The sequence below is a fragment of the Mycobacterium ulcerans subsp. shinshuense genome (assembly GCF_002355775.1).
Lineage (GTDB): Bacteria > Actinomycetota > Actinomycetes > Mycobacteriales > Mycobacteriaceae > Mycobacterium > Mycobacterium marinum.
This window is the reverse complement of sequence record NZ_AP017624.1, coordinates 329426-342861: the sequence shown is the minus strand read 5'-3', so window position 1 is coordinate 342861 and position 13436 is coordinate 329426. Positions and strand designations below refer to the sequence as shown.

The 13436-nt window shown below is 66.8% G+C and carries 11 protein-coding genes and 1 tRNA gene; 6 read left to right on the top strand and 6 right to left on the bottom strand.

Annotated features, from left to right (window positions below):
- Positions 1 to 86: 86 nt before the first annotated feature.
- The 3 genes from SHTP_RS01590 to SHTP_RS01580 are packed head-to-tail and all read left to right on the top strand — an operon-like array spanning position 87 to position 2469.
- Positions 87 to 1382, top strand: coding sequence for a hypothetical protein (locus tag SHTP_RS01590; RefSeq protein ID WP_096369573.1), 1296 nt, complete (start codon positions 87 to 89; stop codon positions 1380 to 1382).
- A 35-nt stretch (positions 1383 to 1417) separates the two neighbouring features.
- Positions 1418 to 2131 (top strand): polyprenyl-phospho-N-acetylgalactosaminyl synthase PpgS, encoded by a 714-nt coding sequence (locus tag SHTP_RS01585; protein ID WP_096369572.1) that lies wholly within the window; start codon positions 1418 to 1420, stop codon positions 2129 to 2131.
- Positions 2128 to 2469, top strand: a complete 342-nt coding sequence (locus tag SHTP_RS01580) for a DUF2304 domain-containing protein (protein ID WP_011741846.1) — start codon at positions 2128 to 2130, stop codon at positions 2467 to 2469. The genes SHTP_RS01585 and SHTP_RS01580 overlap by 4 nt, the downstream gene beginning before the upstream one ends.
- Positions 2470 to 2484: 15 nt before the next feature.
- On the opposite strand, the gene SHTP_RS01575 is transcribed toward SHTP_RS01580, so the two are convergent.
- Positions 2485 to 3429, bottom strand: coding sequence for an NAD-dependent epimerase/dehydratase family protein (locus SHTP_RS01575; protein ID WP_011741847.1), 945 nt, complete (start codon positions 3427 to 3429; stop codon positions 2485 to 2487).
- Between the two features lie 32 nt (positions 3430 to 3461).
- On the opposite strand from SHTP_RS01575, the gene SHTP_RS01570 reads away from it, so the two are divergent.
- Entirely contained in the window at positions 3462 to 5246 is a 1785-nt protein-coding gene (locus tag SHTP_RS01570) for a hypothetical protein (protein WP_096369571.1), read from the top strand.
- A 141-nt stretch (positions 5247 to 5387) separates the two neighbouring features.
- Complete coding sequence (locus tag SHTP_RS01565) at positions 5388 to 6962, top strand: PE family protein (protein ID WP_096369570.1); 1575 nt, start codon at positions 5388 to 5390, stop codon at positions 6960 to 6962.
- A 564-nt stretch (positions 6963 to 7526) separates the two neighbouring features.
- Here SHTP_RS01565 and SHTP_RS01560 read toward each other — a convergent pair.
- The 5 genes from SHTP_RS01560 to SHTP_RS01535 form a co-directional block, all read right to left on the bottom strand.
- On the bottom strand, positions 7527 to 8294 hold the full coding sequence (locus SHTP_RS01560; protein WP_231991571.1) for an alpha/beta fold hydrolase: 768 nt from the start codon (positions 8292 to 8294) through the stop codon (positions 7527 to 7529).
- A gap of 181 nt (positions 8295 to 8475) precedes the next feature.
- A complete protein-coding gene (locus SHTP_RS01555; protein WP_096369568.1) occupies positions 8476 to 9114 on the bottom strand; it encodes a Fic/DOC family protein in 639 nt (212 codons plus the stop codon).
- An 11-nt stretch (positions 9115 to 9125) separates the two neighbouring features.
- Complete coding sequence (locus SHTP_RS01550) at positions 9126 to 9320, bottom strand: antitoxin VbhA family protein (RefSeq protein ID WP_036427006.1); 195 nt, start codon at positions 9318 to 9320, stop codon at positions 9126 to 9128.
- A gap of 1007 nt (positions 9321 to 10327) precedes the next feature.
- Positions 10328 to 10403, bottom strand: a tRNA-Thr gene (locus SHTP_RS01540).
- A gap of 79 nt (positions 10404 to 10482) precedes the next feature.
- Positions 10483 to 11688: a DNA polymerase III subunit delta' gene (locus SHTP_RS01535; RefSeq protein ID WP_096372264.1), complete on the bottom strand. Its 1206-nt coding sequence runs from the start codon at positions 11686 to 11688 to the stop codon at positions 10483 to 10485.
- A gap of 155 nt (positions 11689 to 11843) precedes the next feature.
- Between SHTP_RS01535 and SHTP_RS01530 the strand changes: the two genes are divergently transcribed.
- The gene (locus SHTP_RS01530) at positions 11844 to 13433 is read left to right on the top strand and encodes an adenylate/guanylate cyclase domain-containing protein (protein ID WP_096369566.1); all 1590 of its coding nucleotides are present in this window, start codon (positions 11844 to 11846) and stop codon (positions 13431 to 13433) included.
- The last annotated feature ends 3 nt before the right edge of the window (positions 13434 to 13436 follow it).

Here is a 13436-nt window from a genome sequence, read left to right as displayed (position 1 = left end):
AACGCCGAACCGGCCTGGCGAGCACCCACGCCCCGCACGCTTAGTATTTGCAAGCGTGGCTGCAAACGTGCCCAGCATCAGGTCGGTTGGCCGTTAGTGCTGCCAGGGTGACCGAAGTAGGGGGAACAACGGGAGCGGCGGGCGCCTCTGGGGGGGCGATCGCGCGAGGCAGCGTGGCGCGCGTCGGCACCGCCACCGCGGTCACCGCGCTGTGCGGTTACACGGTGATCTATCTGGCCGCCCGGGACTTGGCCCCCAGCGGCTTCTCCGTGTTCGGGGTGTTCTGGGGCGCATTCGGCCTGGTTTCCGGCGCCGCCAACGGGCTGCTGCAAGAAGCCACGCGCGAAGTCCGCTCCGCGCAGTACCTGGACATCGTGCCGGAAGGAGGCCGCACTCATCCCCTGCGGATCGCCGGGATGGTCGGACTGGCCTCGGCCGTGGTGATCGCGGGCAGCTCGCCGCTGTGGAGCGGGCGGGTGTTCGTGGAGGACCGCTGGTTGTCGGTGGGACTGCTCAGTGTGGGACTGGCCGGATTCTGTCTGCATGCCACGCTTTTGGGCATGCTGGCCGGCACCAACCGGTGGTCGCACTACGGATCGTTGATGGTGACCGACGCGATAATCCGAGTGGCGGTCTCGGCGGCAACGTTTGCCATCGGGTGGGGTCTGGTCGGCTTCCTGTGGGCGACGGTGGCGGGCTCGGTCTCCTGGCTGATTCTGCTGCTGGCTTCGCCCGTCGCGCGCGCGACGGCACGCTTGCTGACGCCGCGCAACACGGCAACGTTCCTGCGGGGTGCCGCGCATTCGATCACCGCCGCCGGTGCCAGCGCGATTCTGGTGATGGGTTTTCCGGTCCTGCTGAAGCTGACCTCCAACGAGCTCGGCCCCCAGGGCGGGGTGATCATCTTGGCGGTGACTTTGACCCGTGCGCCGCTGCTGGTGCCGCTGACCGCGATGCAGGGAAACCTCATCGCCCATTTCGTCGACGAGAGCGCGCAGCGACTGCGGGCACTGATCTCACCGGCCGCACTCATCGGCGGTATCGGCGTGATCGGGGTGCTGGCCGCGGGAGCGGTGGGCCCGTGGCTACTGCGTTCGGCCTTCGGGCAGCAACATCAGGCCAGCGGCGCCCTGCTGGCCTGGCTGACCGCGGCCGCCGTGGCGATCGCCATGTTGACGCTCACCGGAGCCGCGGCGGTGGCGGCCGCATTGCACCGGGCTTACTCACTAGGCTGGGTGAGCGCGACAGCGGCATCAGGGTTGCTGCTGCTGTTGCCGCTGCCGCTGGAAGCCCGCACGGTGGTGGCGCTGTTGTGTGGCCCATTGGTAGGGATCGGTGTTCATCTGCTCGCGCTGGCGCGCGCCGGATACGCGAGCAGATGATGGGCCCTGGCCAGGCGTGTAATTTGTGGGCCTAGATGGCCGTGAAAATGGATATTGATACGCATCACCCCGACGTCTGGATCGTCGTTCCCGCCTTCAACGAAGCCACCGTCATCGGCGAGGTGATCGCGCAACTGCGGTCGACCTTCGGCCATGTGGTGTGCGTGGACGACGGCAGTACCGACGGCACCGGCGATATCGCCCTGCGGGCCGGGGCTCACGTTGCGGCTCATCCGATCAATCTGGGCCAGGGCGCGGCCATCCAGACCGGGGTCGAATACGCCCGTAAGCAGCCGGGAGCCCAGATCTTCGCCACGTTCGACGCCGACGGCCAGCACCGCGTCAAGGACCTGGCCGCCATGGTGCATCGGTTGTCGGTCGGCGATGTCGACGTGGTGATCGGAACCCGCTTCGGGCGGCCCGTCGGGAGCCGCCCACCCCTGCTGAAGCGAATTGTGCTGCAGACCGCGGCGCGCCTGAGTCCGCGCGGTCGCCGGTTGGGCCTGACCGATACCAACAACGGCCTGCGGGTGTTCAACAAGACCGTGGCCGATGGGCTGAACATCACCATGAGCGGGATGAGCCACGCCACCGAGTTCGTCATGCTGATCGCCGAAAACCATTGGCGCGTTGCCGAAGAACCCGTCGAGGTGCTCTACACCGACTACTCGAAGTCGAAAGGGCAGCCCCTGCTCAACGGCGTCAACATCATTTTCGACGGGTTTTTGCGAGGGAGGATACGACGATGAACTGGATCCAGGTGCTGTTGATCGGGTCGATCATCGCGTTGCTGTTCTATCTGCTGCGCTCCCGCCGCAGCGCCCGGTCGCGGGCATGGGTCAAAGTCGGCTACGTCCTATTCGTCCTGGCCGGTATCTACGCGGTGCTGCGACCGGACGACACCACGGTGGTCGCACACTGGTTCGGAGTGCGCCGGGGCACCGATCTGATGCTCTACGCACTGATCATGGCGTTCAGCTTCACCACGCTGAGCACCTACATGCGGTTCAAAGACCTGGAGCTGCGCTACGCGCGGCTGGCCCGCGCCATAGCGCTCGAAGGAGCTCAGACACCGGAGCCACGCTGAGGCCGGCCCAGCCAATCAGCTGCCGTGGGTTCGCCGGAAGTAGTCGACGGTGCGCCGCACCCCGTCTGCCAGTTCGACTTGCGGACGCCAGCCCAGCACCTCTTCGGCCCGGCTGATGTCGAGGCAGGACCGTTTCAGGTCGCCCAGCCGCGGCGGGTGAAACTCCGGGTCGTCGGGGCCGCCGACGGCCGCGGCCACAGCTGAGTGCAGTTGGCGGTCCGAGGTTTCCACGCCGGTGCCGATGTTGAACCGTTGGCCGCCGCCCACGTCGCTGCCCGCCTTGACGAAGGCATCGACGACGTCGTCGACAAACACGTAGTCGCGGGTGTTGGTGCCGTCGCCGAACACCTTGGTGGGCTTACCCGACAGCAGCGCCTGGGCGAAGATCGCCACCACCCCCGCCTCGCCGTGCGGGTCTTGGCGCGGGCCGTACACATTGGCCGGGGCGATGTGGGAACACTCCAGGCCGTACAGATGCCGAAATGTGTTGAGGTAGATCTCCCCGGCCACCTTGCCGGCGGCATACGGCGATGCCGGGTCGGTGGGCACCCGCTCGCTGGTCGGGTACTGCGGCGGGGTGCCATAGATGGATCCGCCCGAGGAGGTATGCACCACCTTGCGGACGCCGGTGAGCCGGGCCGCTTCGGCCAGCCGCAGGGTACCGATGACATTGACCGAGGCGTCGAATTGCGGATCGGCCACCGAATGGCGGACGTCGATTTGCGCCGCCAGATGAAAAATCACTTCGGGCCGGTGCTGCTCGAAAATTGCCTGCAGGTCGGCGTCCACGATGTCGGCTTCGACGAAGACATGCGCAAGGTTGTCGACCAGATGCTCGAGATTGGTCGCCCGGCCAGTTGCGAAATTATCCAGTCCGACCACCGTGTGACCGTCTGCCAGGAGACGGTCGACCAGTGTCGATCCGATGAAACCGGCCGCGCCGGTGACCAGTGCACGCACCGGCCCACAATACCGACCGGTAAGAAATAACCATGCCCACCCGGACCAGGCCCGTGCCCAAGGTCGCGGTGGCCGCCATCGCGCTGATCATGATTCAGCTGGGGGTCCGCGCCGTGCTGGCGTTCCGGGGGTATTTCTATTGGGACGATTTGATCCTGGTCGGCCGGGCCGGCACCCAGGACCTGCTCTCGGCGACCTACCTGTTCGACGACCATGACGGCCACGTCATGCCCGGCGCATTTCTGGTTGCCGGCATCATCATCCGGCTGATGCCGCTGGATTGGACCGGACCCGCGATCAGCCTGGTGGTGCTGCAGCTGCTGGCATCGCTAGCGCTGCTGCGAGCGCTCTACGTGATCCTGGGCTGGCGCCGGGTCTTGCTCATCCCGCTGACGTTCGCGCTGTTCACCCCGCTGGGGGTGCCCGGATTCGCGTGGTGGGCGGCGGCACTGAACTCGCTGCCGCTGCTGGCGGCGCTGGCCTGGGTGTGCGGTGACGCGATCCTGCTGATCCGCACCGGTAACCAGCGATACGCGGTGAGCGCGGTGCTCGCCTACTTCGCCGGCCTGCTGTTCTTCGAAAAGGCGGCGGTGGTCCCGTTCGTCGCCTTCGCGGTCAGCGCCCTGGTCTGCCATGTCGGCGGCGACAAGCGTCCGCTGCGCACGGCCTGGCAGGCCGGGATCCGGTTGTGGACGGCGGCGCTGGCGCTGATCGCCGGCTGGATGGTGCTCTATCTGGCCGTGGTTGACCAGAAGCGCTGGAGTGGGGATCTGGCAATGACCTGGGACCTGCTGTGTCGATCGATCACGCACGGCATCGTGGGGGGCCTGGCCGGCGGACCGTGGCGCTGGGATCGCTGGGCCCCGGCGTCCCCGTGGGCGACGCCGCCGCCGACGGTGATGGCGCTCGGATGGCTGGTGCTGGCCGGGCTACTCGGCTTGTCGCTGATCCGTAAACGACGCATCGGCGCGGTGTGGCTGACCGCGGCCGGCTACGCCGTCGCCTGCCAGGTGCCGATCTACCTGATGCGCTCATCGCGGTTCACCGCCCTGGAATTGGCGCAGACGCTGCGCTATTTCCCCGATCTGGTGGTGGTGTTGGCGCTGTTGGCCGCCGTCGCCTTGACCGCGGCGAATCGGCCGTCAGATTGGTTGAATGCCTCGCGCGTCCGGGCCAGCACGATCACCGCCGCGGCGATGCTATTCCTGGCCAGCAGCCTCTACTCGACGGCGACCTTTCTGACCAGCTGGCGCGACAACCCGACCAAGTCATACCTGCAGAATGCGGAAGCGAGCTTGGCTGGCGCCCAGATAAATTCGAATGCCCCGCTACTGGATCAAGAAGTCGATCCACTGGTGCTGCAACGGGTGGCCTGGCCGGAAAACCTGGCCAGCCATATGTTCGCACTGTTGCCGAACCGCCCCGATTTCGCGACGGCGACAACCAAACTGAGAATGTTTACCAGCTCTGGAAATTTGGTCGATGCGCGAGTTACCTGGATACGGACGATTGTTCCCGGCCCCATGCCCCAATGCGGCTATTTCGCGCAGCCAGACCAGCCCGCACGGCTGGTCCTGGACGGCCCGTTGCTGCCCGCCGACTGGACCGTTGAACTCAATTATCTTGCCAACAGCGACGGGTCGATAACGCTGGCGCTGCCGGAGGGACCCGAGCGCAAAGTTCCGGTGCATCCGGGCCTCAACCGGGTCTACGCCCGGCTGCCAGGCGCCGGCGATGTGATCACCGTGCGAGCCAATACCACCGCATTGGCGGTGTGTGTCGCCTCCGGTCCGGTGGGTTTTCTGGCTCCCGAATAAGCGGCGCGATAATTCCCTTCCGGATGAATTAGTTGTCTCGAAGTTTTCGCCAAGACAATAACTTTCAGCGAAATTTGGCGGTAGCGTTGGCCCGCAAAGTCAACAACGGTTTTCATACCTTTCATATCTAGGAGTACAGCGGTGTCATACGTGGTGGCGGCGTCAGACCTACTGGCATCGACGGCGACTGAATTGGCACGTATCGACGCCGCGCTCAACACAGCCAATGCCGCGGCGGTGCTGCCGACGACCGTGCTGCAGGCCGCCGGCGCGGATGAGGTTTCGGCGGCGGTGGCCGCCCTGTTCTCCTCGCATGCCCGCGCCTATCAGGCACTCAGTGTCCAAGCCGGGCAGTTTCATCAGTGGTTCACCCAAACGTTGAGCGGCGCTGGACTGGCCTATGCCAGTGCCGAAGCCGCCAATGTCTCGCCCTTGCAGGTCCTCGAACGCGACGTGCTGGGACTGGTCAACACACCCGCCCAGGCGCTGTTGAGCCGTCCCATCATCGGCAACGGCGCCGACGGCGCACCCGGCAGCGGGGCCAACGGCGCCGACGGCGGCATCTTGATCGGCACCGGCGGCACCGGCGGCTCCGGTGCGCCCGGCCAAAATGGCGGCGCCGGCGGCAACGCGGGGTTGCTCGGTAGCGGCGGCACCGGAGGTGTCGGTGGGGCTGGTGCCACCGGCGGCACCGGCGGCACCGGCGGCCTTTTGTGGGGCAACGGCGGCATCGGCGGCCAAGGCGGGACCGCCATGGCGGGCGTCAACGGCGGTAGTCCCGGGCATGGCGGAAACGGTGGCAACGCGTTCCTGTTCGGCGATGGCGGTACCGGGGGCCAGGGTGGGACCGGCCTGGCCGGGGCAGACGGTGTCAACCCCACCCCCACCGGGACGGCCGGAACCGGTGCCGCCGGCGGCAACGTTAGCGGCAATGGCCCCCTGACCGGGGGAAACGGCGATACCGGTGATACCGGTGGGACCGGCGAGACCGGCGGTACCGGAGGCGCCGACGGAAGCGCCACTGCCTCGTCGGGGTCGGCCACCGGGGGCAAGGGCGGGGCCGGCGGTGATCCCGGTGGCGGCGCCAATGGCGGGGCCGGTGGTGCCGGCGGGGACGCCGAGAGCTTCTCGGGGCAAGCCCACGGGGGCGCCGGCGGCGACGGCAGTCAAGGCGGAATCCCCGGCGGCTCGGGTGGCGCGGGTGGCGATGGCGGCAAGGCCACCGGTTTGGCGAGTGGCATCGGCGGCGATGGCGGCGATGGCGGCCGCGGCTTTGCCACCGACGTCTCCGGGGGTACCGCCGGTGGCGGCGGGACCGGCGGGGACGGTGGCCGTGGCGGGCTATTGATCGGCAGCGGCGGCAACGGCGGGACCGGCGGCGCGGGCGGCGCAGGTGCCGCGGGTGGTGCCGGCGGCAACGGATCCACTCAAATCGCCTTCGGCGGCGACGACGGCAACGGCGGTGACGGCGCCCAGGGCGGCGAGGGCGGCGAGGGCGGCGCCACCGGCTCGGTGGGTGGCATCGGCAGTCAGGGAGGCATCTTGTTCAGCCACGCCGGCGCCGACGGCTCGACGGGGGCCCCTGGCGCTGGGGGCGCGGGTGGTGCTGGCGGCGCCGCCGGCGGCTTCGGTGCCGGCGGCAGCGGGGCCACCGCGGGCGCAGACGGCAAAGCGGGCAACGCCGGCACGGCGGGCGCGACCGGCCCGCACGGCTGACCACCACAAACAAACGAGCCGCCTAGGAGAATCGAACTCCTGACCTATTCATGATGGTTAAAGCGGGATCAGGCGTTGTCTCGTTCCCAGGGATTTCAGATCCGCGCAGCTCAGAGCATCACATGCATGTTCGAGTGCGCCTCTGAGTGCAGGCGAGCGCAAGGTTTTCGCGCCCCGGAACCGAGTTCTCCCGCCCTCTCTCACGCACGGATGCACGCCGCGTGTCCCCGAGAACAATCGCCCCAATGCCCGGCACAATCAGGCCGGCAGTGAGCACGACAACCAACCCCCACCACCACAAAGCGACCCACCCACCTCACGCAACCCACACGAACGGCCAGCCGGAACACGGGCCGGAGCCGCGGACGCCGGTAGACCGCGAGCGCACGCGGCCTGCAAGGCCGCAGGGCGCGAGAGCGATAGGACTTGCCATACCTGCCAGAGTCAAGACAAGGCCGATCTTGTACTTCACGGCTTCCTTCGAGACGGGCACTGGCCGATGCGCAGCGCCTGAAGTGTCGCGGAACCGGAAGCCGCCCGTTGGCCGCCACTGTTGTTGCGGCGTTACACCTGGGGTGCATTCGCTGTCGTCACGCTCAGAATCGTCCGTGCGAATAGTTCGGGATCGTCGACCATAGGGTCATGCCCAACATCAGGCAGAGTTACGAACGTCGCCTGCGGCAGGCGCGCACGCGCATTAGGGCCGTAAGACGTGACGGGAACAATTTCGTCTTTCTCCGACCACGCCACCGTGACGGGGCAGGGCAACGGGTCCAAAGGGGCAATCTGCTCCTCGTCGATTGAGAATACTTCGTTGGCGACCGTGCATCCGAGGAAGTCGTCAAAGATCTCAACACCCCGGTGCGCGCTTATCCGATCGCCGTGGCACGCGCCATCCTGGAACATAAGTCGGCGGACCCTCGGCGACTTCAACACCAGCGGCATGATGGGTCGCATCAGGCGAGCGATTCCGGCGCCTCCCAGCGCTCGTGACAGCGTCCTTTCTCGCAGCCCGTCACCCGACACCCAGAAGCCACCTGGCGCAAACACACACACTGTTGCTGCGCGGCCGCGCCGAGCCAATTCGATCGCCAAATAGCCGCCCATCGCATGGCCGACCAGATGCGGGCGTTGAAGTCCTTGCTCGTCGAGGTAGCGCTCATCCGCCGCGGTCGCTGGCCGCCTCTGCACTGGGGGTCCGCCTCGGTGGCCGGGAGCCGTCGGCGCATGCACCTGGTGATATCTCGAAACGACGGGTACCACGTCTTGCCATGCCCTGCCCGACCCAGCCCCGCCGTGCAGGAGCACCAACGCCGTCTTGTCGGTGGCCATGAGGAAGTCTGACACCATCCCCAACCAGGTGGGAAGTCTTTGGAAAGGCTTCGAACCGTGGCCCAAGGAAGTAGTCGAACAGGTCATTCCCACCCAGGAGCCACTCCCCGGCGGGCCGCCGACCAACTCGCACCGATTGAACACGCACCGTTACCAGCTGACAGCAGGAGGTACAGTGCGATCAGAAGTCGTAAGCGGGTTCGGCGTCGAGGATCTTCGTGAACATCGCGACCATGCCTGTGAGATCAGAGTGGGCGCGCGCTGCGTGACAAGCGCCGTACAACTCTTCCAGGTCAGTCTTCCCCCAGTCGAAGCCAGAACCGCGTTCGGACAACAGGAGATCGAAGAACTCGCGGGTGGAGCGGCCGTTGCCCTCGCGGAACGGGTGGGCATAGTTCACGTGGTCGTATAGGTATGCGACCTTGCCAGCGAGATCGCCGTCGTCGATCGCTCTGAGCCGGTCGAGATGGTGGATCTCCGCGGCGACATGCTCCATGGGCCGACTGATGCTACCCGGCGGGCAGAAAGACTCGTCTTCCTTCTCGATGCCGACTGTCCGCAGGTCTCCCGCCCAGACGTAAACGTCCTGGAACAGCTGGCGGTGAATCGCCCGCAGGTATGCAAGATCGTAGGTGCGGTCGCCCAGCAGATTGGGTTCCTCGCGGAGTTCGATCACCCGGGCCTCAACGAGGTCGTTCTCGGCGTCACGCAGTTCGGCATGCGTTCGGGCGCCGACCCGGTTCCGTAAGACGGAAGTACCGGGGATGAAGTAGCCCTGCCAGTTCCGTTCGTGATCGCCGGTGTCCCATGGAAGCGGCACTCCAGGCCCGGTTACTGGATGTTGTACCGGCGGCGGACGCGCTCACCTAACTCGGCTGCCGTAATCTTGCCGCGGGCGTAGTCGTCCTGATCGGCACGGGTAGCGGCGGTGCTGCGGGTGCCCTCCAGCTCGGTGTTGCGGCGGGTTGCCCTGACAGTCCTGATGCGCCGCTTCGCCTTCTGCAACTCGGTCACCTGGACAAACACCTCATCTGATTTTGCGGTTCTGACCAGCATAGTCGACAGCGCTGACATTGCAGAGAGGCTTGCCCACCAAGGAAACACAGCACGGTTCTCCACCGCTGATGTACGAACATCATGTCTCGTTGGCCATGTAATCGACGGCGTCCCGCAACACGTACCGGGCCGACACTGCTCCGGCCCACACCAACGGCGCCGGGCCGCGCAAAACCGAGGACACGTTCGACGCCTACGCCGGGGTAATCGGCAAGCTGCTCATCCCAGCCCTGCGGACCGTCCGACTGCGTGAACTCACCACACAACGGGTCGACCGGTACCTGCGCTCGGCTACTCCCCCGTCGACGCCCGCGTACACACCACCACGGTCAGCGACCAAACCGCGCGCCCCCACCCCCGACGACGCCGTGGAGATGCGGCGGAGGATCGCTGCATGGCAGAGCGGTCGATCGAATCGCGGACCGGCGCGCGGGTATGACCGGCTGCGCATCTTCGACGTACTGCTGGCCACCGGCGCCCGCATCGGCGAAGTGCTCGCACTCACCTGGGACGACATCCACGGCCTCGACGGTGACGGTCCCGTCACCGTGTACATCGGTAACCGACTCGACAAGAAATCCCACCGGGCACAAGGCCGGCGGCGAGCCCTACACCGTCACGACCCCGGAGTTCGGAGCCGCGACGCTGCGAGAGCACGCCCCGCCGAGGCACGCACCAGCCAGAGGCCAATGTCCGCACCCGCTGGCGGGCGATCCGCGGCGAGGACTTCAAGTAGGTTGTTCCGCACTCGATCCACAAGTCCGTCGTCACCGCGGTAGAACGCGCGATAGGGCTGGAAGCCTCGGCCCGGCAGGCCGGACACAGCAGCAGCGAAATCACCCGGCGGCACTACGTCGAGCAGTCCGTGCCGGTGCCCGACTACACCGCCGCCTAGATGCGTATTCGCGCCCTATCCGCGCCCTTCAAGCCGTCGAACACGAACAGGCAGGGTAATTACCCAGCCTGACCTGTACAGGTGGAGCCGCCTAGGAGAATCGAACTCCTGACCTATTCATTACGAGTGAATCGCTCTACCGACTGAGCTAAGGCGGCGTGCCCTCATTCCGGGCGGCACGAGTCTACGGCAGGCGGGCAGGTCCGCCCAAGTCCGGATCGACCGACCGGCACCCCGCTACTGCAGTTGTTGCCCAATGGCTGCCACCATGGCGTCAACCGCAAATTTTGGCTTTACGTTGATCGACAGCGCTTCACGGCAGTTCAGCACGGCCTCGATGCAACGCAACAGCCGCTCCGGAGTCGCGTGTGCGGCCAGCGCAGCGACCCGGTCAGCCATGTCCGGATGGTTGGCCCGCGGCTGGTCGGCCTTCGCCGAAACCAGCAGCGCATCCCGAAAATAGGTGGCCAGGTCGATCAGGGCCCGGTCCAGCGCATCGCGCGCGGCCCGGGTGTGGCGGGACTTCTGCCGCCGTTCCAGGTCCTTGATCGCGCCGGCGGAGCCACGCATCGTGCCGGCAGTCCCTTTCCCGGTGCCACCAGCCCCCAGTGCGGTACGCAGCTCCTCGGTTTCGGCCTCGGCGCGATCGGAAGTCAGCGCCAGCGCCTCGGCCTCGGCGGCGGCGACCAACTCCTCGGCCGCGGCGTAGGCCCGCGCCGGCGTCGCGGCGTCACGAACCAGCCCCAACGCTCGCTCGCGTCGCTGCCGCGCCTCCGGGTCGGTGGCCAGCCGCCGCGCCCGGCCCACATGGCCACCGCTGACCGAAGCCGCCCAATTCGCCGTCTCGGCCGCCAACCCATCGTTGTCGATCAGTACCTGGGCAATCGCGGTGGTCGGCGGCGTCACCAGCGCGACATGGCGACACCGGGACCGCAACGTGACCGCGATGTCCTCGGGATCCACCGATGGTGCGCACAACAGAAACACCGTCGATGCGGGCGGCTCCTCGACCACCTTGAGCAGGGCATTGGCCGCACCTTCGGTCAACCGATCGGCGTCTTCGATCAGCACGATCTGATGGCGCCCGGTGGTTGGGCGGCGCGATGCGATCTGCACGATCGCGCGCATGTCGTCAACTCCGATAGAGAGGCCTTCGGGAATCACCCGCCGCACGTCCGCGTGAGTCCCCGCCATGGTGGTCAAACAGGACCGACAACGTCCGCACCCCGGATCGCCGTCTGACGTGCACTGCAGCGCCGCGGCGAAGCACAATGCGGCGATTGACCGCCCCGAGCCCGGGGGCCCGGTGATCAGCCACGCATGTGTCATATCCCCGTCATACCCCGAACTGTGAGTCGAATCACTGCGAGCTGACCTCGCGGCCGCGAGCAGCTCCGATTCCACCGCCCCCTGGCCTACCAGCCGCGCGAATACCCCAGACATCACCGTGGACACTATTAGTCCCCGCCGACAGATACCGATTGGCTACCGTTTCGCGACATTTCCGTTATCTTTCCCGTCTCGAGTCGACTCGGTAACGACTTGCCGAGTCCCACGTAGGTTTCCGGCGAGTCCCCCCATCCGGATACGGTGGGCTGGTGGCTACCGTGGCAACCCTGCCCGGGCGGATCAACGGGTTCGCCCGGTGGGTAGTGCGCACTCCGTGGCCGGTGTTTTCGCTGAGTATGTTGCAGGCCGACATCATCGGCGGCCTATTCGTTCTGGGCTTTCTGCGCTATGGCTTGCCACCCAACGATCGCATCCAGCTGCAGGATCTACCACCACTGAATCTGGCGATCTTCCTCACCTCCGTGATTACCTTGTTCCTCGCCGGGTTCGCATTGAACCTCAAGCTGCTGGTGCCGGTCTTCCGGTGGCAGCGCCGCGACAATCTGGTTGCGGCGGCCGACCCGTCCGCCACCGAGCTGGCCCGCAGCCGGGTGCTGCGCATGCCGTTCTATCGCACCTTGATCAGCGTCGGGTCGTGGGCGATCGGCAGCGTGATCTTCATCGTCGCCAGCTGGTCGGTGGCTCGCTATGCGGCGCCCGTGGTGGCGATTGCCACCGCCCTGGGCGCCATCGCCACCGCGATCATCGGCTACCTGCAGTCTGAGCGGGTGCTGCGGCCGGTCGCGGTGGCCGCGCTACGCAGTGGGGTACCGGAGAACTTGCGGTCGCCCGGGGTCATCTCGCGGTTGATGCTGGCCTGGGTGCTGTCCACCGCGGTACCGCTGTTGGCGATCGTGCTGGCCGTGGTGGCCGACAAGATGGCGATTCTGCACGCCACCCCGGACAAGCTGTTCAATCCCATCCTGCTGCTCGCGCTGGCAGCGTTGGCGATCGGTTCGGCCAGCACGCTGCTGGTGTCCATGTCGATCGCCGATCCGCTGCGCCAGCTGCGTTGGGCGCTGTCGGAGGTGCAGCGCGGCAACTACAACGCGCACATGCAGATCTACGACGCCAGCGAGCTGGGCCTGCTGCAGGCCGGGTTCAACGACATGGTCCGCGACCTGTCCGAGCGGCAACGCCTGCGCGACCTGTTCGGTCGATATGTCGGCGAGGACGTGGCCCGGCGCGCCATCGAACGCGGTACCGAGCTTGGCGGGCAGGAACGCGATGTCGCGGTGCTGTTCGTCGACCTGGTGGGCTCGACCCAGCTGGCGGCGACCCGACCACCGGTCGAGGTGGTCGGCCTGCTCAACGAATTCTTCCGGGTGGTGGTCGACACCGTCGCGCGCCACGGCGGATTCGTCAACAAGTTCCAGGGCGATGCCGCCCTGGCGATTTTCGGCGCACCGATCGAACACCCCGACGGCGCCGGCGCCGCGCTGCGCGCCGCGCGCGAGTTGCACGACGAACTCATTCCGGTGCTGGGATCTGCGGAGTTCGGCATCGGGGTGTCGGCCGGCAGGGCCATCGCCGGCCACATCGGCGCGCAGGCCCGCTTCGAATACACCGTGATCGGCGACCCGGTCAATGAGGCCGCCCGACTCACCGAGCTGGCCAAGCTCGAGGAAGGCCACGTGCTGGCCTCGGCGATCGCGATCAGCGGGGCGCTAGACGCCGAAGCCTTGTGCTGGGACGTCGCCGAAGTCGTCGAACTACGCGGACGGACCGCACCGACCCAGCTGGCCCGCCCGCTGAACCTCGCTGTAGCCCAAAAGGTCTCCACCAAAAGCGGTAGCTAACCG

Bases quoted from the DNA above. Each gene is read 5' to 3' on its own strand.
- SHTP_RS01580 (WP_011741846.1), top strand. From the start codon at position 2,128: ATGAACTGGATCCAGGTGCTGTTGATCGGGTCGATCATCGCGTTGCTG.
- SHTP_RS01585 (WP_096369572.1), top strand. From the start codon at position 1,418: ATGGCCGTGAAAATGGATATTGATACGCATCACCCCGACGTCTGGATC.
- SHTP_RS01560 (WP_231991571.1), bottom strand. From the start codon at position 8,294: ATGGCCACCGACAAGACGGCGTTGGTGCTCCTGCACGGCGGGGCTGGG.
- SHTP_RS01570 (WP_096369571.1), top strand. From the start codon at position 3,462: ATGCCCACCCGGACCAGGCCCGTGCCCAAGGTCGCGGTGGCCGCCATC.
- SHTP_RS01535 (WP_096372264.1), bottom strand. From the start codon at position 11,688: ATGTCTGGGGTATTCGCGCGGCTGGTAGGCCAGGGGGCGGTGGAATCG.